This window comes from Solibacillus sp. FSL W8-0372, from assembly GCF_037969735.1.
GTDB lineage: Bacteria > Bacillota > Bacilli > Bacillales_A > Planococcaceae > Solibacillus > Solibacillus faecavium.
In genome coordinates, this window is sequence record NZ_CP150204.1 from 1,517,966 (window position 1) to 1,543,276 (window position 25,311).

Below are 25,311 nucleotides of genomic sequence, written 5' to 3' on the forward strand. Positions count from 1 at the left end.
AGGAATTTTTTATGATACCAGGAGAAATTAAATTGGCACAAGGCGATATTGTAGCAAATGTAAACCGTAGTGTAAAAAGCTTAGCGGTTGTAAATAACGGAGACCGGCCCGTACAGATCGGCTCACATTTTCATTTTTATGAGGTTAATGCACAGCTCGATTTTAATCGAGCGGAGGCATTTGGCTATCACTTAAATATTCCGGCAGGCACAGCACTACGCTTTGAGCCGGGTGATAAAAAAACAGTCGAGCTTGTAACGTTCGGCGGCAAACAAGAAGCTTATGGATTAAATAATAAAACAAATGGTTCGATGAAGGAGGGAATATAATGCTGCGTATACCGCGTGAACAATATGCTGATATGTTTGGACCGACAACAGGTGATCAAATTCGTTTAGCTGACACAAACCTTTGGATAGAAATTGAAAAAGACTATACAACGTATGGTGATGAAGTAAAATTTGGCGGCGGTAAGGTTATTCGGGATGGTATGGGCCAGCATCCGCTTGCTGTAGAGGCAGATTGTATGGATTTGGTGCTGACAAATGCTGTTGTTATTGACTATACCGGCATTTATAAAGCAGATATCGGTGTAAAAAACGGGCGCATTGCCAATATCGGAAAGGCGGGCAACTCACTTTTAATGGACGGTGTCACAATGACAATCGGTGCCTCTACAGACATTATTGCAGCAGAGGGGAAGATTGTCACAGCAGGAGGGATTGATGCGCATATTCATTTTATATGTGTAGACCAAATCGAAACTGCGCTGCATAGTGGCGTGACGACAATGATTGGTGGTGGGACAGGTCCATCTACCGGTACGAATGCTACAACATGTACACCCGGAAGTTTTTATTTACATAAAATGCTGAAGGCTGTCGAACAATTTCCGATGAACTTTGGTTTTTTAGGTAAAGGAAATGCTTCAAGTGAAGCGCCACTCATTGAGCAAATTGAGGCGGGTGCAATTGGACTGAAGCTTCATGAAGATTGGGGAACAACACCTGCTGCAATTGATACAAGCTTAAAGGTAGCAGACCAATTTGATGTGCAAATAGCGATTCACTCTGACACATTAAATGAGGCAGGCTTTGTAGAGGATACAATTGCAGCAATTGGAGACCGTGTCATTCATACGTATCATACAGAAGGTGCGGGTGGTGGGCATGCGCCGGATATTATTAAAATGGCGAGCTTCCCGAATGTATTACCATCCTCTACGAATCCGACTCGCCCGTATACGATTAATACATTAGAAGAGCACTTAGATATGTTAATGGTGTGTCACCATTTAGATCCAGCCATTCCAGAGGATATTGCCTTTGCAGATTCTCGAATTCGTAAGGAAACGATTGCCGCTGAGGATATTTTACATGATATCGGTGTGTTTTCGATGATTAGCTCGGATTCGCAGGCAATGGGACGTGTCGGAGAGGTGATTATACGCACGTGGCAAACTGCGCACAAAATGAAGGAGCAGCGCGGGGCATTACCACAAGAAACGACGACGGCTGATAACTTCCGCGTGAAGCGTTACATCGCAAAATATACGATTAATCCGGCGATAACACATGGAATTAGCCATGAGGTTGGCTCGATTGAAGAAGGGAAGCTTGCTGATTTAGTGCTATGGGAACCTGCGTTTTTTGGTATTAAGCCAGAAATTATCGTTAAAGGTGGCATGATTGCTGCGAGCATTATGGGTGACCCAAATGCCTCTATCCCAACTCCGCAGCCAGCACTTTACCGGCAAATGTTTGGAGCATACGGCAAGGCAGTACATGACACAGCGATCACCTTTATGTCAAAAGTGGCGATTGAGCAGCAGCTCCCTCAAAAGCTTGGCCTTCAAAAAAAGGTGACAGCAGTTTCTAACATTCGACAGCTACGAAAAAGTGATTTACAGCTAAATAATGAAACACCTTTGATCGATGTAGACCCGCAAACTTATGAAGTAATGATAGACGGGGAGTTAATTACATGTGAACCAGCCGAGAGCCTTCCAATGGCACAGCGCTACTTTTTATTTTAAGAGGAGGAAAAAATATGATTATCGAAAAAGTACTAGGCAACATTTATAAGGATGATTTACGTAGTGGACATGTAGAGAAAATTTATTTAAACAGTGAGGATTTAGTGAAGCGTATTATGCGTGTGAAAACAGACCATGGAAAAGAAATTGGCATCCGCCTTGCAGGACATAGCGATTTAGAGGATGGGGATGTTTTGTATAAGGACGAAAAAAATATGATTGTGATTTATACGAATAAGGATGATGTCATTTCGATTCAGCCACGGTCTATGCTAGAAATGGGAGATATCGCACATCAACTAGGCAATCGCCACTTACCAGCGCAGTTTGAAGGGGAAGAAATGTTTGTACAGTACGATTACTTAGTAGAAGAGTTGCTTATACAGTTAGGCATCCCGTTTAAGCGGGAGGAACGTAAAATGAAAAAAGCATTCCGTCATATTGGGCATTAATATGCATAACTTCTTGCTGCTCATGCAGCTAACAGATTCAAATTTCCCTTCAGGCGCGTTTTCACATTCCTTTGGGATGGAAACGTTTGTGCAACAGGAACATATAAAGGACAGTGCGCATTTCCAGTCATTTTTAGAAGGCTACATTGAGCAGCTTTGCTATACAGATGGCTTGAGTGCAAGGCTAGTGTACGGTTATTTGTCGGACGGTGCATGGGACAAGGTGCTTGCACTTGATGAAATGTTATATTGTTCTGCAAGTGCAACAGAATCTAGACTTGGTGCACAGCGTATCGGTCAGCAAATGCTACGCCTGTACCGGGCGCTCTATCCTGAGACACGATTAAATGACTATGCAGCAGCAATACAACAAAAGAAGGCGTACGGCCATAGCAGTATATGTCAGGCAATTTTACTATTCGAACTAAAGTTTCCATTAGAGATTGCCGTGCAAACGATTATGTATACAGCTTGCTCTACCATTATTCAAAATGCGGTACGCGCCATTCCACTCGGGCAAACAGACGGTCAAAAAATGTTTCAGCTTGCAGTGGAAAAGTGTACCGAAAGTATCACGACGATTATACAATTAACAGAAAAGCATGTAGGGTGCACATCACCAATGCTTGAAATAAAACAAATGCAGCATGAGCACTTACATGTACGATTATTTATGAGCTGAGGAGGAAGTAGTATGAAAAAAAATCCAGTAAGAATCGGTGTTGGAGGTCCTGTAGGGGCAGGGAAAACAATGCTTGTTGAAAAATTAACGCGTGCTATGCATGGGATGTATGAGATGGCTGTTGTTACAAATGATATTTATACAAAAGAGGATGCAAAATTTTTAATACGAAACGGGATTTTACCGGAGGACCGCATTATTGGTGTGGAAACGGGTGGCTGTCCACATACAGCAATTCGGGAGGATGCATCCATGAACTTTGCAGCGATTGATGAGCTAAATGCCGCGCATCCGAATTTAGATTTAATCTTTGTAGAAAGCGGTGGCGACAATTTAGCGGCAACATTTAGCCCAGAGCTTGCCGATTTCTCGATTTATATTATTGACGTAGCCCAGGGTGAAAAAATTCCTCGTAAAGGTGGACAAGGAATGATTAAATCCGACCTGTTCATTATCAATAAAACCGATTTAGCACCATATGTTGGGGCAAGCTTAGAGGTGATGAAAGAGGATACACTTGCAACACGCGGGCAAAAGGACTTCTTCTTTACAAACTTAAAGGATGAGGAAGGCTTGGAGGATGTCGTGAACTGGATTAAGCGCGAAGTGTTTTTTGAAGGGCTTTCGCCAGTATGAATACAGGAGAGCTGCGTTTACGATTAAAAAATGTAAATGGGCGCATGCTCTTTGAGGAGAGCTATGCGCGCGGTGCCTTTAAGCTCGGAAAGCCTGTATGGCGCAACGGTATTCCACTCTATTACTTACTGCATGTCGGTGGTGGTTATGTAAGCGGTGATACATATACACAGCAAATTGAGCTGTTAGACAATACGCGGCTCTACTTAACGACACAGGCAGCGACAAAAGTGTATAAAGGAACGACACCTGCTGTAGTATCAACGAGTATAAAGCTTGGTGAAGATAGCCATTTATCTTTGCTGCAGGACCCGCTTATTTTATATGAGGATGCAACATTTCATCAATTAACTACTATTGAGTTAGCCAAAACAAGTACATTGTATTATAGCGAAATCATGACGTCTGGTTGGTCACCGACAAAAGAGCTGTTTACGTATAAGGAACTTTATACCGAACTAGCCATTAGACGAGACGGAAAATTATTTTATATCGACCGATTATGCTGGGAAAAAGGGCAACAGCAGCTTCTGCAACTTGGTGACTATACACACTACGGCTCTTTTGTTTGCGTCGATAAACTAGCAGATACATTTTATGATGAACTGCACTTTATTACCCATCCGGACTGCGAAATCGGCTACTCCGAGCTCGGTAAAGAAGGTTTCGTACTTAAAATTGCAGCAAAGGAAACACAGCATATCGAAAATGTGTTCCAACGAATCGATGATTTATTAAAGCTGACAAAACAGGAGCAGCCATTGCGACTACGTAAATACTAATAATTCGTGATTGAATAACCAAATGAACAAATTTCAGGCATTTTAGCCATAAAAAAAAACGCACCTCCTTGTTAGATGTGGGTGCAGCACCATGTCTAACAAATGGGGTGCAGTTCAATCAAAGCTTGGTAACATTTCAAACAGCGACCACCACTGATTAAAAGTGGTGGTCGCTGTTTTTATTAAAAAAATAACGATCTGAGTCGCTGTGAAAAGAGGACTGTTCGAGTAACTTTTTCTGAATGGCTATAATAATTAAATAGAATCTGAATGAAAGTGACCAAACGACGCTTTGGGAATGTTATATTATCCTCATACATTTTGAAAGGAGAGTATTTAATTTGGAAAACGAAGAAATAATACTTAGCATTTTAAATGAAATTCAGAATGGCATTACACCTGTTCATACCTCATACAATTTAACCTTAGATATGTGGGCAGATTTCATCGAATACTTGGATGATATAAAATACATTACAGGAGTTACTATCTACTGGTTTGGCGATGATGATGAATATTATGAAGAAAGAGTACACTCTGTTGACCTAAGCAAAGCCAAGTTAACACCTTTTGGAGATAACTTTTTAGCTGAACAAATGAATTAAACATACATAATAAACTTAAATAACGTTCCCAAATGCAAGTTTGACAAAAAGCGAAAAGGGCAGAAATGTTGTTAAATCAATATTTCTGTCCTTTTCTATCGGCATATTGCTTATCATAGTTATATGCATTTTTCATAAAAGGCAGTTTTGGTAATGATTTGAGGGTACTATTGGAGTGCTGCGTTTAAAATTTTTATCAACAATAAAAGACTAAATTGTTAACGACCCTCTGAATCCTCGCGCACTATAGTAAGAGTCTGCACCATTATGATACATGAAGACCGTATCATATCGACGATCGCAGAAAATCGCTCCTCCAAGTTTACGTATTTCTGGTGGTGTCAAAACCCAGCTGGAAGTTTTCAAATCAAATTTTCCAAGCTGTTGTAATGAGCGATATTCGACTTCTGATAAAATTTCGATTCCCATCGTTGCCGCCATATTCATTGCACTGTCTTCCGGTTTGTTTTTCTTTCTCGCATCCAATGCCTCCTGGTCATAACAAATACTTCTGCGACCTTTAGGGCTTTCAGGTGAGCAGTCCATAAAAGTATACGTGTCCGTTTCATAATGATAGGCAACGACATCAGGCTCTCCCTCTGTACGATCCATTTCATGAAGAGACCAAAGCTTTTCAGAATTTGCCTCCAGTTTTTCCTGCACATTTTCCCAAGCCATATTCGGATGCCTTTCCATATGCTGCTCAAAGCGTGCTTTCAAAGTTGCAATTAATTGAATTTGTTGTTCGTTTGGTAACGATTTTTTAGTTGCCATAAAAGAGAACACCTCGTTAAGTAGTTGATTGAGTTAATGATACTGTACATATGAGAAAAATGTAAATATTTACAGCTAACGGTGCCGTAATAATGGTAAAATTTGATAAAAGGTGGTATTCACAAAATAAGTCACCGAGAAGGGGTATTTACGTTGGAATATAAAATTTTAGAAGAAACCGATCTAGTTAAATGTACTGATACTTTTATAAAAGTGTTTAATGATGAGCCATGGAATGATGAATGGACATTTCCGAATGCTCAAAAGTACTTGTTCGATTTTTATCATACACCTGGATTTTTAGGGGTTATCGCAATAGAAAATGAAGAAGTAATTGGCTTTATATTGGGAGTACAAAGAAAATGGTGGAGCGGGGATGAATTTTATATCCATGAAATGTGTGTGGACTCCGAACATCAAAATAGGGGAATTGGTAAAGCATTGCTGGATTATTTAATCACCTCTCTAGAAAATAAGATAAGCAACATTACACTTCTAACTGACAGAGGGATTCCAGCTGAAGCATTTTATAAGAAAAACGGGTTTGAAGAAATTGAACGTCTTGTCTTCTTAAGCAAAAATCTTAAATCATAGATGGGGGTGTAAATAATTGAAAAGAATATTAATAGGCTTAAGTTTTATGTTTATGCTCGTTGGCTGTTCAAATAAGAATGAGGAAAACTCTCCAAATAGTGACAAAGTAGAAGAAGTAAATGCTTCAACTCAGCTTTTGGAAGATCACACCGCCCAAATCGACAAATTAGAACTACAAAACGAAGAATTGCAGGCTACTTTAGATAATCTTCAAACGGATTTTAGCTATAAAGAAGAGGAAGCGGCGTATTATAAACAAGTGATTGACGACCTTATTAAAGATTATAGTGATGCCCAATTAAAAGATTTAGCACTAAATTTATGGGATTACGAATTGCAAATTAACGGGGTACCGGTTCCAGTGAATGGTTTAGTTGATATTCAAGATCAGTCGATTGAAATTTCTTTGATAGAAAGACAAACAGAATATCCGATTTTGCCACAGAAAATTTTTATGCAAGGACAAATTAGTGGGGATTATATAGATCATATAAAAGTAAATTCAAATCCCTCTGAAACCTATGTCACAGATGGCACGGTTGTGACTGCTGTACATCATAAATATGAAAATGTTGAAAAAGATTCAACTATTTCATTTACGGTAACGGAAGAATTAAGAAATCGTTTGGGATTGGAAACTACCGAAATTATGATTAATTTAAAATAAATTAAGATAGAGATACCTCTGTTCTTCAACTAGAACAGGGGTTGTTTATTTATCCTATATACTACAGCAAATTAGAAAAATGGTTGGATTGTAACGTATGGAATAAAATGGTTTAATTGGCTAAATAACATTTATAATGTTTCATATAGTTCACTGATAAAATTCCTGTGGAAAGGGTTGACTTTGTTTGAATTCAATTATCGATAACAACAAAAAAAGCTGGGATATCGTAGCGAAGCATTTTGCAGGGGGAGACGCGTTGCCGAGCTACGGGCCTTTAGCTCAAACAGAGGAAGAGCTGCATTTAATCGGGTCTGTTGCAGGGAAGAAGGTGCTGGAAATCGGATTTGGCAGTGGCCACTCTCTTTTATATATGAATCACAATGGAGCTAAGGAGCTTTGGGGTGTTGATTTCTCGAGTGCACAAAAAGAACTGGCGCAAACGACGTTAAATGGCATTGAGGCGAACTTACATACAGCGCCAATGGAACAGGAAATTGGCTTGCCGAAAAACTATTTTGATCTCGTGTATTCGATTTATGCAATCGGCTGGTCGAGTGATTTGTCAGCAACGTTTCAGCTCATACATAGCTACTTAAAAGATGGGGGCGAGTTTGTTTTCAGTTGGGAGCACCCTTTTTATAGTCAAATTAAATGTCGGGATCATCAGTTTTTATTAACCGATTCTTACCAGCGTGAAGGATATATTGAAACGACGACATTTAAAGGGGAAGATGCGCCAATGCAAATTCCCAAATATAAAATGGCGACCTTTATTAATGCACTGTTACGAGCGAACTTTGAACTTGTGGAGATTGTTGAAAGTGATATACCTGAACACGCAAAAACTGAAGAAGTAATGTATTCCGAGAGATATTATTCACTGCATAAAGCCAGTCACTTTCCTACAACGTTTATTATAAAGGCTAGAAAACGCAGTTAATCGAATAGGGGGTAATTAGAATGATTAGAAAATTAACAAATAATGACCGCGAACAAACGATGGCACTAGTAGAAAAAAAGCCGGCAGAAAACTTATTTATTATTGGTGATATCGAGGCTTATGGAATGGAATCGGATATTCAGGAGTTGTGGGGACAATTTGAAGATGATCAGCTGATGGCGGTTTTACTGCGTTATGATCAAAACTATATTCCCTATAGCGAAGGGGACTATGATGCAGCAGGGTTCGCAGAAATTATTAATAAAAACAAAGGTCCTATTGAAATTTCGGGGTTGCAACATTTAGTCGCACCATTACGTAAATGGATTAATCGAGGGATTCGTCGGGATAGTGAAACGTATTATGCAAAATGTACAAAATTGACGGTTCCGATTTCAGATTTGGACTTTTCAAATGTGACGTATTTACAGCCGCATGAATATGAAGAAAATATTGAAATGCTCAAGTCTATTCCTGAGTTTTCAACAGGGACATTTAGTATTGAAGGAAGAGAACGTGCGGAAAAGTTTAAAACAGGACGTACATATATTATCCGAGATGAACAAGGTGTAATGGTGTCCTCTGCATCGACAACGGCTGAAAATTCCCAGTCTGCCATGATTGTAGGGGTTGGAACGAGACCGGGTTACGCAAAAAAAGGGTATGCGACACACTGTATGTTAAAGCTTTGTCGAGACTTGCTTGCTGAAGGAAAATCGATTTGTTTGTTTTATGATAATCCGGCTGCAGGGCGCATTTATAAGCGAATTGGATTTGAGGATATCGGTTTTTGGTCAATGATTCGTTATGAAGAGGAAAAATAAGGGGGACAAAAATTGTGAGAACTTTATTAGCAGAACAACCAATTCAAATCAATGCCTATGATATCGATGCAATGGGCATTGTCAGTAATATTGTGTACGTACGATGGTTTGAGGATTTACGCATGGCCTTTTTAAATGAGCATTATCCACTAGCAGAAATGATGGCAGTGCAAATTTCACCAATTCTAATGAAAACAGAAATAGAATACAAAGCCCCTTTAACGATTTTTGATAAACCGGTCGGACGTTGCTGGATGGTGAAAATCGGGCAATCCAGTTGGGAGATGGAACTGGAAATTACTACAGAAAAACATATCCATTGCACCGGCAAACAATCCGGCTGCTTCTATCATTTAGAAAAGAAAAAGGTTGCGAAAATACCGGAGCCATTGAAAAAGCTTTTTGAAACAAGCAGTAAATAGTTTAGGAGATTGTAATAGATGACTATAAAAATTCAGCGATTTAATTCAGAAATTCAGGAGTTAACGGATTTTCTTACTAACAATGAATGGCCGTTTTTTGCGAACCCTATAGTGAATCCTACTGAAATAAAAGAAAAAGTAGCGAATGGTTATTATGAAGATGGTCGCGAAACATTTTGGATTCTAGTCGATCATGAAAAGGTTGGACTTTTAATCATCGATGATATTGACGATTCGATTCCATTATTCGATATCCGGTTAACACCTCAACCAAGAGGAAAGGGAGCTGGTACGCAAACTTTACGCTGGCTGCAAAACTATTTATTTGGAGAAAAAGGGAAAATTCGTATTGAAGCGTATACGAATGAAGGTGGAACTGTTTTTGATAGTGTGCTGTATGCCGCTATTTATGAAGACTGGAAAACCGGCAAAATAACACCGGTTCAACTTGATGAGGTGCCCTATTGAAAGGAGAAAGTATGAAAGAAACTCTTGTATCTATCGTGAAAAAAGAAGAAATAAATTTAAACCTAATTAATATGGACGAACTGCTCCAATTCATGATGCAAAATATCGGGAATCTAGATGCTTATTTGCGTGATGACCTAATTTATAGGGGGTCTGGCGAATTAATTCTGAATGAAAAACTAACGGTGGAACAATTAATTGTACTATTAAATACATGCATGGATGACAAGCATCTTTACTTAAATATTACGCACAACTGTCCTTCAGATGATGTATTTACACGGTCATTCTCAGCCCTTGTCATCGCGCTTATTTTAGGTAAAGATCGTCAAAACAGAAAATTGCCTGAAGCACCTATTCTAGAGGCGATTCAACGTAGCGTTGATTATTTAAAGCTTGAGAAGGATTACCGGGGGTTCGTCCATGAAAAAGGCTGGGCACATGCGGTTGCACATGGTAGTGACTTATTAGCTGAAGCCATTGCACATCCGCTTATGAAGGATAGACATTTGTGTCATAAAGCATTGCAAAGTTTAAAAAGCTGCTTGCACACGGACTATGCTTTTATAGACGATGAGGAAGAACGCATGCTACCGGTAATTGACGCTTTACTAGACAAAAGATTGACAGACGAACAGTTGTTAGCGTGGGTAAAGGATTTAAACGAAATTGAAGTAGAGGATTGGCATACGAAATACCGGTATGAATGGAATGTGAAGAAGTTTGAGGGCACATTATTACGCCATTTATTAAAAACAAATAAATGTGTACTTACAACCAATTGGATTATTGAGGCTTAGCAGAAGGGAGATGAAAGGTTGAAACGAACTACACTAATAGTTTTGCCGTTCATTTTATACATATTGGGGTTACTGCTTTATTATTTCAATAAGATTAATATTTATCTGTTTTTTATTTTGATAATAATAGGCTTAGGAATGGCACTTTTAGGATTTTATCTTTACCGGCACAATAATAGGCAGAGGCAGATTTTTGCTGGGAGTTTTTTTGTAATATGTCTAATATGTATGTTTGAATCTCGTTTGATTAATTATGAAATCTATACTTATTTCGTAACGTCATATAATGAACCTTTTGAAATTGTTGAAGATTCAGGTATACATATACTGTCAGTGGATATCTTCGAAGCGGCCTATATTGATGATTTGGATTACTTAATAAAGACGCTAGAATTATCAAATGATAAAGAAGTATTGGAAGCGGAAATGGTAACAAATAAAATTCGTTATACTTCGAAAAATGATGAGTTATTAAGTTATATACGACCCGCGGAGAAGCATTTTGAAACGATGAGGGAAAATGTAGTGGCTTATTTGTCGGGAACCTCTTCTGCTATTGAAGATTTTTTAAATAGAGAAGATTTTGAAGGCGATAGTGCAGGACTGGCCACTGTATTAAGCGGACTCGCAGAAAAAGGCAGCTTCACCAATAACGTACCGATTGCCGTAACAGGTGCGATTGACGGGGAAGGAAATGTGAAGGAGATTGGCTCGATGAAAGCTAAAATTCTGATTGCCGAAAAAAGCGGCTTTTCGCATATTTTTTTACCTGTAGAAAATGCAAAAGAGGCGAGAGAAGTAAAGGACATACACCAACTTAACATCGAAATTATTGAAGTGGCAACGGTTGATCGTGCTGTAATAGAAATAGAGAAGCTAAATACGTAAGTCTTTAGAGCGCTATGGTGTTTTTCCATAGCGTTCTTATATTTTAAATAAATGGATAAATTTAAAGCCAAAGTGCATGTACAATCGTTATATAGTCAAGTGAGGTGAAGATATGGATTTTGAACGACTTGTTCATACAGATCGAACGGCAAATTGAATAAGAATCTTTTATTTAGTGAATTTCGTTTATCCTATGCATATATTGTAATTAAAGTGACTTTACAACCGTTAATATAGGGAGGATATGCCGATTAATAATCATGGAAATAAATCCAACCAACCCTCTGATTCAACAGATATTCAGATTGCTAGACTTGCATTTATTGCAGCAACCATTACAACACTTGGAGATGGTTTAGCAGCATTGGCTGCAGGTCTTGCTCTACAAGAATTGGAAAAATCGAACAATCAAAGTACACAACCTCAATATGATCAATCAAAACAGATGGATTCTACACAAAAGCAAATTGATTATTTAATAAAGGAACTAAAACAAATTAAAAAGATGTTAAGTTAAGAAGAAGAAAATAGTTTTAGTTCACAAAAAAAATCGAAAAGCATCATGCTAATCGATTTTTTGTGCATTATGGTAGAAGTTTTAGAGAAGATTTAACCTCTCTTTACCCACTATTATTTATTATGATGATAATGTTTTATTTCCCCGTTTTTGAATTTTACTTCAAGCTCAAAGGACTTATAGTTTTCATCGAGAGCAAATGCTTTTAGTACTTCTTTACGAACATCGTCATCACTTGTAGTTTCGTCAAATGTTAACTGTTTTAACGCATCGACAAAATTTTCGTACGCTTGATCACCTTTATACTCGATACCTTTAATTTCATCATCTAGTTCTGCATAAATATTGTTTCCATCGTTCTCATATTCAACATCATATGAATTGCGATTCGCATATTCTACGTCTAAATCAAATTCAGTAAAAGCATAATTTACATCTGCGACCTTAATTCCAGTACGTTCATTTTCATTTTCAGAGTTATTAGTGGTATTTTTGTTATTCGCTGATTCATCAACAGTACTATTGTTACCTGTAACATCCTTATTTGTCTTTGTATCATCGTTGTTACATGCGTACAATAACCCCAACAATAAGGGCATTGTAAGTAATAATTTAAATAATTTCATTTTATTCTCTCCTTTAAAAGTGGCTTGATAACTTAATTTAAGCCTCTAATTTTTAATAAAAGTATTCCCAAATTAAAATAAGCTATCCATTTCTACTGAAATTAAAAATTTCCCTTATTGAAGGTACAGTGCTGGACTTGCCGCTGTATTAATTGGTCTTAGCGAAAACGGCAGCTTTAATAATAACGTACCGATTGACGTAACAGGTGCGATTGACGGTGAAGGAAATGTGAAGGAAATTGGCTCAATGAAAGCTAAAATTCTCATTGCTGAAAAAAGCTGTTTTTCGCATATTTTCTTACCTGTGGAAAATGAAAAAGAGGAGAAGGAAGTAAAAAAGATGAGCAGCTTAATATAAACATTATTACGGTGGCTTCTTTAGAAAATGCTGTAAAGGAAATAATTAGGCTCAATAACGACTAACCGGTATCGGGAATAGTCCTATCATTTTTTAACAGACTGTGTTATTTTTATAATAATTTAATAATTTGCAATTGATTAAGTGCTTACAGATTTTTGTAAGGTAAAAGGGAAATTAGTGAAAGACTAATGCAGCCCCCGCTACTGTAATAGCTGATGAACTCACAACAAATCACTGTCGGAATGATGGGAAGAGGTGAAAGTAAAAGGAAGCTTAAGCCAGGAAACCTGCTTATTCAAACGATACTTACTTTTCGGAGGGAAAAGTATAGGCGAAACTAGTCATTGTTTTTGTGTATTTAAACACTATCCTATAATTAATTTCACATGCCTGTACCTCTTTTTCGATGAGAGGTACAGGCATTTTTAATTTTATTTGGAGATATTTACAGTAAGGAGGAAATTTAAGTGCAGGCAATTATGATTCAAGGTACAGCATCCGATGTGGGGAAAAGTGTACTATGTACAGCACTTTGCCGCATTTTTGCAAATGACGGTTATCGTGTGGCTCCATTTAAGTCACAAAATATGGCACTTAATTCGTATATTACAAAAGACGGTGGAGAAATCGGGCGTGCACAGGGGGTTCAGGCAGAAGCCGCAAAAATTGACGCAACAACGGATATGAACCCGATTTTACTTAAGCCTAAAGGGGAAATGGTATCGGAAGTGATTCTACACGGTAAACATTATGCCAATATAGATGCGCTTAGTTATCGTGAAAATATTGTTGAAGCAGTGATGCCTGAAGTTCGTTCATCACTTGCCCGTTTGTCGGAGAGCTATGATGTTCTTGTTTTGGAAGGTGCGGGAAGTCCGGCGGAAATTAACTTAAAGAACCGGGATATTGCCAATATGCGGATGGCCCATGAAACTGATGCTGCTGTAATTTTAGTTGCCGATATTGACCGGGGTGGTGTATTTGCTTCAATTGTCGGGACGTTAATGTTATTAGATGATACGGAAAGGTCCCGTGTCAAAGGAATTGTTATTAATAAGTTTCGAGGTATGAAAGAATTGCTTAATGATGGGATCGATTGGCTGGAGGATTATACAGGTATTCCTGTGCTTGGCGTAATTCCATACTTTGATGTTCAAATTGAAGCAGAAGATTCGCTCGCTTTATCCAGCCTGCGTTTTAAAAAACCGCAGCACCATGAATTTGCGATTGACGTCGCAGTTATCCGGTTTCCGCATATTTCGAATTTTACCGACATAGATCCGCTTATTGAAGAGCCGGATGTAGGTGTGCGCTTTGTTACGGCACTTAATGATTTGAAAAATCCAGATGTCGTGATTTTACCGGGGACAAAAAATACGGTGGAAGATTTTTTATGGCTTCAGCAAACCGGGTTAATGCAAGGGATTTTACAGTTAGCGCATCAAAATGTCCGCATTATCGGTATTTGTGGAGGTTACCAGATGCTAGGTGAAATTATCCGTGATGAGCAGGCGGTTGAAAGCACGGGAGGCACATATTTAACTTTAGGTTTGCTGCCGATTGAAACAACATTTATTAATAGTAAGCAAACAGTGCAAGTTTCCGGAAGGAGCTGTACAGGTCATGAGATTGAAGGGTATGAAATTCATTTAGGGCGCAGTGTAGCAACAAAACCGTTGAAGCCTTTCATTCAATTTTATGACGGCCGGACAGATGGTGTCTTTACGGAGCAAGTATTTGGTACATATGTTCACGGGATTTTCCAAAACCGTCCGTTCACTCGCGATTATTTTAATACAATCCGTAGGCAAAAAGGGATGGAGCCTATTTTAGGTGATGTTTTATCCGATTTTGAACGCCGTGAACAAGCGTATGAAATGCTGGATCACCATGTTCGTTCTCACTTAAATATGGAGAGGATTTATTCGTTTATTTCGGAAAGTAAGATTGAAATGAAGTGAATGGATAGGTAGATATTTATAAAAAAGGGGAATGGACACGATGTATTTTATTATTTGTGTAATCGCAGTACTCATCGATTGCATTGTAGGGGATCCAAAAAAATGGACGCATCCTGTCATTTATATTGGCAACGTGATTTCGTTTTTTGAGAGGAAATGGAATAGCGGGAGTGACAATAGAAGACGGATCAATGGCTATCTAACAGTTTTTCTCACGGTAACTATTACAACGGGCTCTGTTTTTTTTATTATCATTCTTGCACTGAAAGTACATCTTCTCATTTGGCTAGTAGTCGAAATCTTTTTGATTAGTTTAGCACTAGCCCAGAAATCATTAAAAGAAGCGGCGATGCTCGTTTACGATTCTTTGGAAGCGAATGATTTATCCGAAGCAAGGAAATATTTAAGCTGGATTGTGGGCCGTGATACGAATCATTTGGATGAACCTGAAATTGTAAGAGGTGTCATTGAAACCGTCTCGGAAAATACGAGTGACGGCGTGACGGCTCCGCTTATGTATGCGCTATGTTTCGGGGCAACCGGTGCATGGTGCTATAAAGCTATTAATACGTTGGACTCGATGATCAGCTATAAAAATGAACGGTATGCAGATTTCGGATTTGCTGCAGCAAAATTGGATGATGTTGCGAATTATGTGCCTAGCAGAATTTCCGGGTGGTTCCTTATAATATTTACAAAATGTGATACGGCAAAACCTTTCAAACACCGCTATAAAAACTGGCTAAAGGATGCTAAAAAACATCCAAGCCCGAATAGTGGATATTTGGAGGCAGCTACTGCTGTTCAGTTAGGAATTCGTTTAGGCGGGTTTAATCGCTATGGCGGGGTGGAATCCTTCCGTGCTTATATGGGTGAACCGTACGAAACGATGCAAAGAATACATATTAAAAAAGCGATCCGGCACATGTATGTTTGTACATGGTGTGTTGTGATAACAGGGGGAATATTGTATGCAATTGCCTGCACATGGGGCTAATGCGGCAGTATTATATAAAGCGATGAATTTAAAAATGCCGGATCAAGTCATCGATGTGAGCGAAAATGTCAATCATCTGGGGGTACCGAAGCTAGTAGAGCAACAGTGGCCAAACCTGTTAGAAAAAATTACTGGCTACCCGGATGAACAAGCAGAACCATTTCGATCGCAAGCAGCCGATGTACACGAAGTGGCGGCACAACACGTTGTCGTTACGAACGGTGCAGCAGAAGGGTTAATGGCTTTGGCGCAGCTTTTTAAAGGATATGAAGTAGCTCTGTTACAGCCTTCGTTTTCGGAATATGCGAGAACACTAAAACAGCAGAATTGTGTTATTCATTCTATTTTAGCTGACGATATTGAAACATATCGATTTAATGAGGAAATATTGGAGAAACAGCTGAAAGATGTCCATGCCTGCTATATTTGCAATCCGAATAATCCAACAGGCGTATTAATGAAAAAAAATTGGATTGAACAGTTGGTTAAAAAGTACCCTCATTGTAATTTTGTTGTCGATGAAGCGTTTATGGACTGGACCGATGAATCGGAGAGCGTCATTCCATTAGTGAACAGTTATCCTAATTTATTTGTTGTACGATCCATGACGAAAATGTATGCGCTGGCAGGAATTCGTCTCGGTTATGTCATCGGGCAACAGGCAGAAGAAATCCGTCATTATTTGCCGCATTGGAATGTGAGCGCGATTGCAAATGAAATCGGCTGTCTCTGTTTACAGGACAAGGATATTGTGAAGGAATCTCGTGAAAAGAGCAGCAGATTACGGAGTCAGATGGTGGTGGACTTAAAATTAATTAGTTGTAAAGTGTCAAACAGTGCAGCGAATTTCTTATTGTTCCAATTACCAAAACAATATAATCCGGATGATTTTTTTACATATTTATTAGAACGGGGTATCGTATTACGCCATACAAAAAACTATGTCGGCTTGGACGGCGCATGGTTTCGAATCGCTGTCAAAAGTGAAGAAATCTGGACTAAATGCAAGGATGAAATAATGGATTATGTCAAAAATTATTAACTACTACCGTCATGGAGAAACTGTATGGAATAAAGAAGGGCGTCTGCAAGGGTGGCTTGACTCGAATTTAACGACAAAAGGGATCGAACAGGCGATGTCCGTTAACTGGAACCCGGAAATTGTATTCTCCAGTGACCTGAATCGTGCAGTGCAAACAGCGCACCTCATGTTTCCTAACCAGACCATTCACCAAACTGAAAATTTGCGTGAAATTAACTTAGGGCATTGGCAAGGGAACTCTATAAAGGATCTTCAACAAGATGAACAGTATTATTGCTATTTGAATACACCGCATTTATTTATGAATAAGACACAGGAATCTTTTGGTGACGTAACGAACCGAATGCTCGCATTTCACGAGTATTTGGTACAGTTACCGTATGAGCGAATTGCAGTCGTTTCTCACGGTGTTGCCATTGCCTGTTTGATTACCGCGTTTCATAAACAGCCATACAACCAGCTATGGGGTTATTTGTTGGATGGTGCTGCTTGTTTTTCAATAGAAGGGAATAGTGAATAAATACATAAAGATATTCTTGTACAGTAATAATGGGGGAGAGCAATGATTTACGATGTTTGTGTAATCGGTGGTGGTCCTGCCGGGATGTTCAGTGCATTTTATAGTGCATCTAGAAGGATGAACACAGTATTAATTGAAGGCAATCATGAACTAGGTGGTCGACTTAATTTATTTTCAGACTATGAAATTTATGATATCCCTGGTCAGTTTGGCGTTTTAGCGCGTGATTATAAACGAGCGCTGATTGAACAGTTAAAAGTAAGTAGGTCTAATTTGTTACTTGGAGAAATCGTTGAGAAAATTGAAAATAGTGACGAGTTGTTTTATGTAACGACAACACAGCAAACCATACTAGCTAAAACTATCATAGCTGCAACCGGCAATGGATTTAGTGAAGCAAAAAGAATCGAACATGCGCAAATTTCTAAAAAAATACAGTATGATCAGCCAGCTTTTAAACAATATGAGGGACCAATTGCAGTGATCGGACATACACCGATGGCAGCAGATTGGGCAATTCAGTTAAGGGGGTATGGAAATGCGGTTACATTATATACCGACAAAGAGCTGAATTTACAGCCTATTTTAATGGACGGGCTTGCCAACAATAACATTCCAATTTATAAATTCTCGGAGTTTAATGATTGGGCATATGAGGCTGTCTTTTGCCATATTGGTTCAAAAAAACGTACCATTGAATTCAACGGACGCATAGCGCCAAGAGATAATGGTTTAACGAATTGTCGCGGGTATTTTGTAGCAGGGGATGCCCGCTATGAGCAAGGTAAACTGAAACTTATCCACGGGGCAACACATGACGCAATGCAAGCAGTAAATGCGGCCTTTCAATATATACATGAAGGCGCGACTTACCAACCGATAGTTTCAACACATGACCCGATTTTTAAAGAATGGCTAAAATGAACTTATTAAATAAGAAGAAACGCTATACCAGTCTTAGGTATAGCGTTTCTTTTAGAATTTAAACGTATCATCAGTTATAGGGGCCACTTTAGCAACGGCATAAGTAGATCCTTTTTGACTGAAGAAATCATACGTTGATCCTGTATTGGAAATCCCGTTCATGACAATCGGGTTTACTTCCTCGTCAGGGAACATCGTATCTAGCCCCAAGTTCATGAGTGCTTTATTCGCATTGTATCGCACGTATTTTTTCACTTCCGGAGAAAGTCCAGTTTCTGCATATAAATCATCGGTATACTTCATTTCATTTTGATATAAATCGAGTAAATACTCATAACCCCACAAAGTAAGTTCCTGCTGTTTTTCCGCTGTGAACGTTTTGAAAATGTTCTGGGCGAAAAAGCCGACCGCTACTCCGTGGATTGATTCGTCGCGCAAGATTAAACTAATCACTTCCGCACTATTTCTTAAAACACCTTGTCCTCCTAAATAAAGAGGGTAGAAGAAGCCGGAATAGAATAGGAAGCTTTCCAACATAACCGAAGCGAACATTGCTTTCCATAAGCTTTCCGGGTCATCTTCTTTTATAGCGGTGTATACTTCGCCAATACGGTTTGCTTTATATTGAAGAAACTCGTTTTTTTGCACCCATTCGAACACTTCATCAATTTCCGTATTTGTACAAAGTGTTGTGAAAATATATGAATAAGACTTTGCGTGAATCGCTTCAAACGATCCAAAAACTGTTAATACCGCTTTTTCCTGAAAATCAGGTGTATACTTAGCGATTTCATTCATCCCGATGTTCGTTTGTACCGTATCAAGCAATGTCAGGCCGCCAAAAACTTTTTTGTACGTATCCTGGTGCTCGAATTCTTTCCATTGTTTTATGTCTTTACTGACCGCAATTTCTTCTGGAAACCAGATTTGCTTCCATTGCTGATCCCAAAAAATGCGTGCGAGCTCACTTGTCGGGGTATTCCAGTTGACCGCTTTATACGTTAAATTTGACATGCGACACACTCCTCAATTGTAAGTAAACGTTGGCGTACGTAATAAACGGTTTTAATACCACGCGTCCACGCATAAATGTAGGCTTTTGCTAATTGCTCTGTGTTCCACTGGTCCGTTACGTAAAGCGTCATGGAAATGCCTTGGTCAACATGCTTTTGCGCGGCTGCGTAAAGGTCGATCAGTTCATACGGATTTACATCATAGGCTTCGGTATAAAGTTCTTCATTGTCATTTGTTAAAAATGGCATCGGATAAATTGTACGGCTGTCCGCATAGTCACGTACTTCCACACGTTCCGTAACAGGGGAGATAGAAGCCGTACAGCTGCGAATGTAGGAGATACTGCCTGTTGGAGCGATTGCCAGTCGATAAGAATGGAATAATCCATGCTCCAATACGTCAGACTTCAACTGCCGCCACATATTTTGAGTAATAATCGGTGTAGCCCCAAGTGCTTTAATCACTTCTGGTGCAAGTTCTTTTTCTCCTTTGTTTATATAGCTTTCAAAATAAACACCGCTCGCATAATCACTTTCCTCAAATCGATAAAACGTTTCGTTCTTTTCCTTCGCGATTTCCATTGATGCTTTTAATGAATAATAATTCAATGCTTCCATAAACGCATCAATAAATTCAATCGACTCTTCGGAACCATAACGGATTCCGCTTTGTACAAGGTGTCCATGCAAGTTCATAACGCCCAATCCGACAGAGTGCATCACTTTGTTGGCTTTGGACACAGAAGGGACGTTGACGATATCGGTCATCGTTGAAACATTCGTCAAAAGACGCATCGCTGTATCGACAAGCTGACCGAAATCTTGAACTTTCGTTGCTTCATGAATGTCGATTGAACCTAGGTTACAAGAAACATCGAGGCCATATTCATTCGGCTCATTTTGATCGGTAACGATACTTGTTTGCTGGTACTGAAGTATTTCGGTACAGAGATTGGACATCTTTACACGACCGATTTCCTTTAACGGATGAGCGTTATTAACATTATCATCAAATATCTCGAACGGATAACCCGATTCAAATTGCGCTTTTTTGATTTCCGTATATAATTTCCGTGCATTTAATCGTTTCAGTTTACGGATGTTCGGATTATCCAATAGCTCGTAGTACATTTCCGTAATCGAAATTTCCGACATGCGTTTTCCGTATTCTTTATAAATGTCATAAGAACTGAACAAGACGATATCTTTATCGCGGCGCATCAGTTCAAAGAAAATATCCGGAAGAATAATCCCTGTTGAGAGTGTAGCAAGACGGATTTTGTCGTCAGAGTTTGGTTTCTTACTTGAAATAAAACTTTCGATATCACCATGAAAAATATTCAAAAATACGACACCGGAGCCGTTACGTTGCATTTTGTTACTCCACTTTAATGAAGTGGGGCTAGGTCATTTCTGCCTAGCTCTCTATGTCGCCATAGAGATCAGACTATATCTTCACTTTGCCAAAAAAGTTAACAGTTGTGAAACCCAACTCTATTGGCAAAGGCGTGGTTCGGGTTAAAATATTACTATAATAACCTCTTAGTCGTTGAACCTTCAACCGTACTAGGTTGCTTGGCTGCGGATTGTCTGCAATCTTGGATTTTTAGGGTTCGCTACCAGATTGCTCTGTAGAATCCTACCTTGATATACTCAGACGTTCCCGCAATTGACCACGTTTTAATTGGGCCAATGATTAACCCAATTGATTCGAATAAGAGAACGAGTTTTCCAGCAGTTTCGCAACTGGCATAACTCCACTCGCACGGTTTAATATCCCTTTAATTGGATCACCTAATGGACGCAGATCGGTTAAGTTTACTCCGACACCGCCTCCTAATCGGGAAAGCTCTAGGCAATAGCCGATATTTTCGGAAATCGAGTTCATTGTGTCGTCCATCGTCAGCTTAAAGCATGATACTAGTTCGCCACGCGCTTTTTTCCCGCTGTTAAGAGCAGTTGGTGTTGCCGGCTGATAGGCAGTCATGACCGCTTCAATGGCCTTTTCCGCCAATGCTTCATCACCTTGTGCTAAATAAAGGGCAATAATAACGATTCGGTCTTCATATTTTTCAAGAATTTCTTTCCCGTCTCTGCTTTTCATCGCATAGCTATCGTAAAATTTCGAAGCACTCATAAACGAGGGGAAACGGAATTTGTATGAATATGCTTTTTTATACATCCGTTTAATAAAATCCATAGAGTACATTTCAAGAAATTCCTTTTCATAATAGCCTTCATCAATTAAATAGCGTACTTTTTCCTCAATATCGATAAAGTAGCGTAAACGGACATTGACGTCTTCCAGGAAATAGCGGCGTGTTGCTTCTTTATCTTTTGCTAAATCCAGTTCACCGGTAGCGCGGTAACGATTTAATATGTCATTGTTTAATTTTAAATATTGTTTCATCATTAAACCTCTTTCCAAATGGAATAATAGTAATTTTTAATGGTTAAGTAGTTGGATTGAGTCCCACGTAATTCTAGTTTTTCAATTAACGGAATGCCATATTGTGCAGCTAATAAATCGCCTGCACGTCCAAAAAAGGCATGACCGAAATTACGGTTCCCGCTTACGATAATTCCTTTGCATTGATTGTAGTTCGCAGTCATGAACTGGTCGACGATAGGGGGGACAGAGCCTAATCCATCCGTATATGTAAATAAAAGATACGGCGCATCGATTTTATCCACATCGGCTATATCCTTCGCAGGTAAGCCAAGTTTTTGCACGATGTATCGTACATTGCCAGTTCGTGAAGCATAAATGATCATGCAGTTATTTCAGAAATTCGGTTAATAATGGAAGTGGGCTCTGCAATAAATTCACCATTTATTTCAAATAAAGGTACGGAAAGAAAACCTGCATCGATTACTTTCTGCTTAGCTTTTTCATCCTGGTCAATGTTGATGACTTCGACTTCCAAATTGGCAGCATCAAGCTCAGATTTTACCCATAGGCATTTTGGACAAATAGTTTTCGTATAAAGTTTCATTAATAGAATCCCTCGCTATATTGATATTTACTGTGCTGTACGTTCTAAAGAAAATATAAAAAAGGCTATCCCGGGAAAAAAGGATAGCCTGAAATGGAAACGTAAATGGAAAAATTGCGCCTCCATTTCCTATTCCCCGAAGAAATGTACGTAGTTTTAACATGGCAGGTCTCCTGGCTTTGCGTCATCCGTCAGACATACCTTCCCATGCACGTGGCACAGTGGCAATTTTAGTCTTCAGTCAGCATTTACAGTTGCGGGGACAGCGTTGGATTTGCACCAAACTTCCCTTTTAAACTACATTTAGTAGTACCGTGATAAAAAAACACAATATATGGTTGTGAATTGAGTATAAGCCGTTCCAAAGTAAAAGTAAAGGAAAGAAATATAAGTTGATCATCTATTGTACTTTTTTAAGAGAAAGTTGACAGAACTTATACCTATACAAATCAAAAAGGAACTAAAAAACACATTGCTCAATATTTCGAATGAACAATGTGCCATATTATTGCTTTAATTCTCTTTGCCACATGACGTAATTATAGGTTGCTTGTATAGCAAATAAAATGGTGATGAAAAATGTTATGAAAATAAACAACTTAGAAAATCCTAGCGTTAAATATATGACTCCGATTGAAATTATACATATTGGCATCGAATAGACAGTACGCCAAAATTTCCGGCGGTATGAAAGTGCATAATAAGCGAACTTAAAGCCTTTATCAACTTTCGGTTTTTTTCTGTAATAAAGGTAAAAGCCAAGCAAAGTAATAAAAGAGACGACAATAGGGATGACGAGACTCAATGCAATTAGGTTTAGAAAAGTCACTGTAGCCCTCCTTATTTTATGGTTCTATAAATCCATTATATCGGAGAGAGAAAGGCATTTCATTAATTAGGTGTAGTTACCTAATTTTTACTTAATTTCTAAAGTGGTTTAGAAGACAAATTACCAATATATTCTATTTTATATCTTGACACTCGATATATATACATTTTAAAATATGTGTATCGATATATCGACAGTCAATATATGGAGGGCTTATGATTCCTTTATCAGAACCAACGTATTTAATTTTATTAGCATTAATAAAAGAACCGACGCACGGCTATGGCATTATTAAAACAATTTCAGAGGTAAGCGAAGGGCAGTATGAAATTGCACCTGGAACGCTTTATGGTGTGTTAAAGAATATTGAAAAACAAAAGTTAATTGAAGTCGTTGGTGTTGATTTAGACAACCGAAAGAAAAAGATTTATGCCATTACAGATGCAGGAAAAGAGGCGCTAATCGATGAACAACGACGTTATGAAAAGCTATTATCATTTACATACAAATTAAGTGGTGAGGGATAAGATGGCAATTACACGAACATTGAATAAAAGATTTAATTCATTTGAAGCTGAAGAACAATGGTTAAACGAGCTCGCCCAAAGCGGTTGGCGCCTTGTAGATTACGATAAAAAAGAAATCGGTGAAAACTATTATGTATTTCAAGTTGATTTAGATGCTGTAAATATGCGATACAAAATTGATTTCAGAAGTTTAAAAGATAAAGAAGAGTTTGATGATTATAAGGAGCTTTTCCATGAAGCTGGCTGGGAGCTAATTGCAAAAAATCATTATTATATGAAACATATTTTCATCTCAATTGAGGGAAAGGATATTTATTCAGATCAATTATCACTCATTGACCGTGAACGAAGACGTCGTAATATAATGTCTATTTATGTAATTGGATTTACTGCTGCAGTAATTGGCGCATATATTGCAACATTTTATTTTGATTACGATTGGTTAAATGCTCTTATTATTATGGGGATACCAGTAGTTATATGGTATAGCTATGGTTTATACAAATTTCATAAAAAAGTACGTCAATTACAACATGGGAGGTAATGAGATGAAACATTTGAAAACACTCGATAATATATTCTTTGTCATGTCACTATTTGGAATTATCCCGTTAATTTTAGCTGCATTTGATATTTATCGCCAGCAAGTTCAAGATTATAAAATTGTGTTTTTATTCTCGTTATATATCGGAGTAATTGGTTCCTTTATTTTAAAAAAGTACAAAACAAAAAAATATGAGCAACTCATGAGAAAAGGTGTACCAGAATCTACGAATGAGTAAATATAGTAAGCATAGATAGAAAGGAGCTTGTTATGAAAAAGATACTACCATTCCTATTCACCATGTTCGTCTTAACTGGGTGTAGTGAGCAAAATGAAATGGAGGGCCAAGGAGTCATCGATACAGAAGCACCACTAGTTGAACGAGTGGAGGCGGAAATGAAAAAGAACACAAACAAGCTTGAAAATATTTTCCAAGGTCAGTTTGATGATCGTGAAATCGCTTTTGCTACATATTATGAGAATTTAGAAGAGGATGTTTATCCACAAACGGATTATACATTATCAGAGGAAAAACAAGAAGATTTGTTGAATTATATAAAATCGATTGAAGTGAAGCTTTATAAAGAAGATTTTTATCAAAAAGATGAAGATTATGATTTTTGGATTATTCGTCCCCAATATTATTATTTAGACGGTCCTACGGTCGCAGTAGATTTGGATCATAAAATATTAAGTGTAAGTGGGGAGGGTCTTATGCCAAACGCTTATAAAGTGGTCAATCAGGAGGATGAAGTATTTGAAAAGTTGGTCGAGCTATTTCATAGTTCCGAAAGACAGGAGCGGAATTATTAAAGTAAGCTGGAGCGTTGATCGGTGGTAAGTTGCGATTATAATCTACAAATTCTTTACATACGCTATATG

At 38.3% G+C, this 25,311-nt stretch carries 33 protein-coding genes, 1 pseudogene and 2 riboswitches; of the genes and pseudogenes, 26 read left to right on the plus strand and 8 right to left on the minus strand.

What is annotated here, in order from left to right; translation table 11 throughout:
• The first annotated feature begins 11 nt into the window (after positions 1-11).
• The 7 genes from MKY13_RS07355 (at position 12) to MKY13_RS07385 (ending at position 5,192) form a co-directional block, all read left to right on the plus strand.
• A complete protein-coding gene (locus MKY13_RS07355) occupies positions 12-329 on the plus strand; it encodes an urease subunit beta (protein ID WP_339216127.1) in 318 nt (105 codons plus the stop codon).
• A complete protein-coding gene (gene ureC, locus MKY13_RS07360) occupies positions 329-2,035 on the plus strand; it encodes an urease subunit alpha (RefSeq protein WP_339216129.1) in 1,707 nt (568 codons plus the stop codon). The genes MKY13_RS07355 and ureC overlap by 1 nt, the downstream gene beginning before the upstream one ends.
• A gap of 14 nt (positions 2,036-2,049) precedes the next feature.
• The gene (ureE, locus tag MKY13_RS07365; RefSeq protein WP_339216131.1) at positions 2,050-2,487 is read left to right on the plus strand and encodes an urease accessory protein UreE; all 438 of its coding nucleotides are present in this window, start codon (positions 2,050-2,052) and stop codon (positions 2,485-2,487) included.
• 1 nt (position 2,488) lies between these two features.
• Positions 2,489-3,169 carry an urease accessory protein UreF gene (locus tag MKY13_RS07370; protein WP_339216133.1) on the plus strand — a complete coding sequence of 227 codons (681 nt, stop codon included), beginning with the start codon at positions 2,489-2,491 and terminating at the stop codon, positions 3,167-3,169.
• A 12-nt stretch (positions 3,170-3,181) separates the two neighbouring features.
• Entirely contained in the window at positions 3,182-3,805 is a 624-nt protein-coding gene (gene ureG, locus MKY13_RS07375; RefSeq protein WP_339216135.1) for an urease accessory protein UreG, read from the plus strand.
• Positions 3,802-4,587, plus strand: coding sequence for an urease accessory protein UreD (locus MKY13_RS07380; RefSeq protein ID WP_339216137.1), 786 nt, complete (start codon positions 3,802-3,804; stop codon positions 4,585-4,587). The genes ureG and MKY13_RS07380 overlap by 4 nt, the downstream gene beginning before the upstream one ends.
• 341 nt (positions 4,588-4,928) lie before the next feature.
• Positions 4,929-5,192: a hypothetical protein gene (locus MKY13_RS07385; protein ID WP_339216139.1), complete on the plus strand. Its 264-nt coding sequence runs from the start codon at positions 4,929-4,931 to the stop codon at positions 5,190-5,192.
• Between the two features lie 210 nt (positions 5,193-5,402).
• Here MKY13_RS07385 and MKY13_RS07390 read toward each other — a convergent pair whose 3' ends face one another.
• Complete coding sequence (locus tag MKY13_RS07390) at positions 5,403-5,966, minus strand: DUF4256 domain-containing protein (protein WP_339216140.1); 564 nt, start codon at positions 5,964-5,966, stop codon at positions 5,403-5,405.
• Positions 5,967-6,119: 153 nt separating this feature from the next.
• Here MKY13_RS07390 and MKY13_RS07395 point away from each other — a divergent pair, with 153 nt between their 5' ends.
• From MKY13_RS07395 to MKY13_RS07435, 9 genes are all read left to right on the plus strand, one after another.
• Positions 6,120-6,560 carry a GNAT family N-acetyltransferase gene (locus MKY13_RS07395; RefSeq protein ID WP_339216142.1) on the plus strand — a complete coding sequence of 147 codons (441 nt, stop codon included), beginning with the start codon at positions 6,120-6,122 and terminating at the stop codon, positions 6,558-6,560.
• 16 nt (positions 6,561-6,576) lie between these two features.
• Positions 6,577-7,227 carry a hypothetical protein gene (locus tag MKY13_RS07400; RefSeq protein WP_339216144.1) on the plus strand — a complete coding sequence of 217 codons (651 nt, stop codon included), beginning with the start codon at positions 6,577-6,579 and terminating at the stop codon, positions 7,225-7,227.
• Between the two features lie 187 nt (positions 7,228-7,414).
• The gene (locus MKY13_RS07405; RefSeq protein ID WP_339216146.1) at positions 7,415-8,170 is read left to right on the plus strand and encodes a class I SAM-dependent methyltransferase; all 756 of its coding nucleotides are present in this window, start codon (positions 7,415-7,417) and stop codon (positions 8,168-8,170) included.
• A 20-nt stretch (positions 8,171-8,190) separates the two neighbouring features.
• Positions 8,191-8,994: a GNAT family N-acetyltransferase gene (locus MKY13_RS07410; RefSeq protein ID WP_339216148.1), complete on the plus strand. Its 804-nt coding sequence runs from the start codon at positions 8,191-8,193 to the stop codon at positions 8,992-8,994.
• Between the two features lie 14 nt (positions 8,995-9,008).
• The gene (locus tag MKY13_RS07415) at positions 9,009-9,416 is read left to right on the plus strand and encodes a thioesterase family protein (RefSeq protein WP_339216150.1); all 408 of its coding nucleotides are present in this window, start codon (positions 9,009-9,011) and stop codon (positions 9,414-9,416) included.
• Between the two features lie 18 nt (positions 9,417-9,434).
• On the plus strand, positions 9,435-9,884 hold the full coding sequence (locus MKY13_RS07420) for a GNAT family N-acetyltransferase (protein WP_339216152.1): 450 nt from the start codon (positions 9,435-9,437) through the stop codon (positions 9,882-9,884).
• Between the two features lie 11 nt (positions 9,885-9,895).
• The gene (locus MKY13_RS07425) at positions 9,896-10,684 is read left to right on the plus strand and encodes a DUF2785 domain-containing protein (protein ID WP_339216154.1); all 789 of its coding nucleotides are present in this window, start codon (positions 9,896-9,898) and stop codon (positions 10,682-10,684) included.
• Between the two features lie 228 nt (positions 10,685-10,912).
• Positions 10,913-11,572, plus strand: a complete 660-nt coding sequence (locus tag MKY13_RS07430) for a S16 family serine protease (protein WP_339216156.1) — start codon at positions 10,913-10,915, stop codon at positions 11,570-11,572.
• A gap of 244 nt (positions 11,573-11,816) precedes the next feature.
• Positions 11,817-12,089, plus strand: coding sequence for a translation initiation factor 2 (locus MKY13_RS07435; RefSeq protein WP_191699204.1), 273 nt, complete (start codon positions 11,817-11,819; stop codon positions 12,087-12,089).
• 113 nt (positions 12,090-12,202) lie between these two features.
• Here the strand turns inward: MKY13_RS07435 and MKY13_RS07440 are convergent, their stop codons facing one another.
• On the minus strand, positions 12,203-12,715 hold the full coding sequence (locus MKY13_RS07440; protein ID WP_339216158.1) for a YusW family protein: 513 nt from the start codon (positions 12,713-12,715) through the stop codon (positions 12,203-12,205).
• Positions 12,716-12,866: 151 nt separating this feature from the next.
• Between MKY13_RS07440 and MKY13_RS07445 the strand changes: the two genes are divergently transcribed.
• From MKY13_RS07445 to MKY13_RS07470, 6 genes are all read left to right on the plus strand, one after another.
• The gene (locus MKY13_RS07445) at positions 12,867-13,073 is read left to right on the plus strand and encodes a S16 family serine protease (protein WP_339216876.1); all 207 of its coding nucleotides are present in this window, start codon (positions 12,867-12,869) and stop codon (positions 13,071-13,073) included.
• Between the two features lie 125 nt (positions 13,074-13,198).
• Positions 13,199-13,386, plus strand: a riboswitch (cobalamin riboswitch).
• A gap of 157 nt (positions 13,387-13,543) precedes the next feature.
• Positions 13,544-15,037, plus strand: coding sequence for a cobyric acid synthase (locus MKY13_RS07450; RefSeq protein ID WP_339216160.1), 1,494 nt, complete (start codon positions 13,544-13,546; stop codon positions 15,035-15,037).
• Between the two features lie 40 nt (positions 15,038-15,077).
• A complete protein-coding gene (gene cbiB / locus MKY13_RS07455; RefSeq protein WP_339216162.1) occupies positions 15,078-16,034 on the plus strand; it encodes an adenosylcobinamide-phosphate synthase CbiB in 957 nt (318 codons plus the stop codon).
• Positions 16,009-17,076 (plus strand): aminotransferase class I/II-fold pyridoxal phosphate-dependent enzyme, encoded by a 1,068-nt coding sequence (locus MKY13_RS07460; protein WP_339216164.1) that lies wholly within the window; start codon positions 16,009-16,011, stop codon positions 17,074-17,076. Before cbiB ends, MKY13_RS07460 begins: the two co-directional genes overlap by 26 nt.
• Entirely contained in the window at positions 17,060-17,596 is a 537-nt protein-coding gene (locus MKY13_RS07465; RefSeq protein WP_339216166.1) for a histidine phosphatase family protein, read from the plus strand. Before MKY13_RS07460 ends, MKY13_RS07465 begins: the two co-directional genes overlap by 17 nt.
• Before the next feature lie 42 nt (positions 17,597-17,638).
• Positions 17,639-18,520 carry an NAD(P)/FAD-dependent oxidoreductase gene (locus MKY13_RS07470; RefSeq protein ID WP_339216168.1) on the plus strand — a complete coding sequence of 294 codons (882 nt, stop codon included), beginning with the start codon at positions 17,639-17,641 and terminating at the stop codon, positions 18,518-18,520.
• Positions 18,521-18,571: 51 nt separating this feature from the next.
• Here MKY13_RS07470 and nrdF read toward each other — a convergent pair whose 3' ends face one another.
• From nrdF to MKY13_RS07500, 6 genes and pseudogenes are all read right to left on the minus strand, one after another.
• The gene (nrdF, locus tag MKY13_RS07475) at positions 18,572-19,534 is read right to left on the minus strand and encodes a class 1b ribonucleoside-diphosphate reductase subunit beta (RefSeq protein WP_339216170.1); all 963 of its coding nucleotides are present in this window, start codon (positions 19,532-19,534) and stop codon (positions 18,572-18,574) included.
• The gene (locus MKY13_RS07480; RefSeq protein WP_339216172.1) at positions 19,522-20,907 is read right to left on the minus strand and encodes a ribonucleoside-diphosphate reductase subunit alpha; all 1,386 of its coding nucleotides are present in this window, start codon (positions 20,905-20,907) and stop codon (positions 19,522-19,524) included. Before MKY13_RS07480 ends, nrdF begins: the two co-directional genes overlap by 13 nt.
• A gap of 325 nt (positions 20,908-21,232) precedes the next feature.
• A pseudogene (locus tag MKY13_RS07485) lies at positions 21,233-21,943 on the minus strand (ribonucleotide reductase N-terminal alpha domain-containing protein); the annotation flags it as partial.
• Between the two features lie 2 nt (positions 21,944-21,945).
• Complete coding sequence (nrdI, locus tag MKY13_RS07490; RefSeq protein WP_339216174.1) at positions 21,946-22,308, minus strand: class Ib ribonucleoside-diphosphate reductase assembly flavoprotein NrdI; 363 nt, start codon at positions 22,306-22,308, stop codon at positions 21,946-21,948.
• The gene (locus MKY13_RS07495) at positions 22,305-22,529 is read right to left on the minus strand and encodes a glutaredoxin (protein ID WP_339216176.1); all 225 of its coding nucleotides are present in this window, start codon (positions 22,527-22,529) and stop codon (positions 22,305-22,307) included. Before MKY13_RS07495 ends, nrdI begins: the two co-directional genes overlap by 4 nt.
• A 145-nt stretch (positions 22,530-22,674) precedes the next feature.
• Positions 22,675-22,861, minus strand: a riboswitch (cobalamin riboswitch).
• A 173-nt stretch (positions 22,862-23,034) separates the two neighbouring features.
• Positions 23,035-23,358 (minus strand): ATPase, encoded by a 324-nt coding sequence (locus tag MKY13_RS07500; RefSeq protein WP_339216178.1) that lies wholly within the window; start codon positions 23,356-23,358, stop codon positions 23,035-23,037.
• Positions 23,359-23,573: 215 nt separating this feature from the next.
• Between MKY13_RS07500 and MKY13_RS07505 the strand changes: the two genes are divergently transcribed.
• The 4 genes from MKY13_RS07505 to MKY13_RS07520 are packed head-to-tail and all read left to right on the plus strand — an operon-like array spanning position 23,574 to position 25,242.
• Positions 23,574-23,885 (plus strand): PadR family transcriptional regulator, encoded by a 312-nt coding sequence (locus MKY13_RS07505; RefSeq protein ID WP_191699192.1) that lies wholly within the window; start codon positions 23,574-23,576, stop codon positions 23,883-23,885.
• Between the two features lies 1 nt (position 23,886).
• On the plus strand, positions 23,887-24,429 hold the full coding sequence (locus MKY13_RS07510; RefSeq protein WP_191699191.1) for a DUF2812 domain-containing protein: 543 nt from the start codon (positions 23,887-23,889) through the stop codon (positions 24,427-24,429).
• 4 nt (positions 24,430-24,433) lie between these two features.
• The gene (locus tag MKY13_RS07515) at positions 24,434-24,667 is read left to right on the plus strand and encodes a hypothetical protein (protein ID WP_339216181.1); all 234 of its coding nucleotides are present in this window, start codon (positions 24,434-24,436) and stop codon (positions 24,665-24,667) included.
• Between the two features lie 32 nt (positions 24,668-24,699).
• Positions 24,700-25,242, plus strand: coding sequence for a membrane lipoprotein lipid attachment site-containing protein (locus tag MKY13_RS07520; protein WP_339216183.1), 543 nt, complete (start codon positions 24,700-24,702; stop codon positions 25,240-25,242).
• Positions 25,243-25,311: the final 69 nt, after the last annotated feature.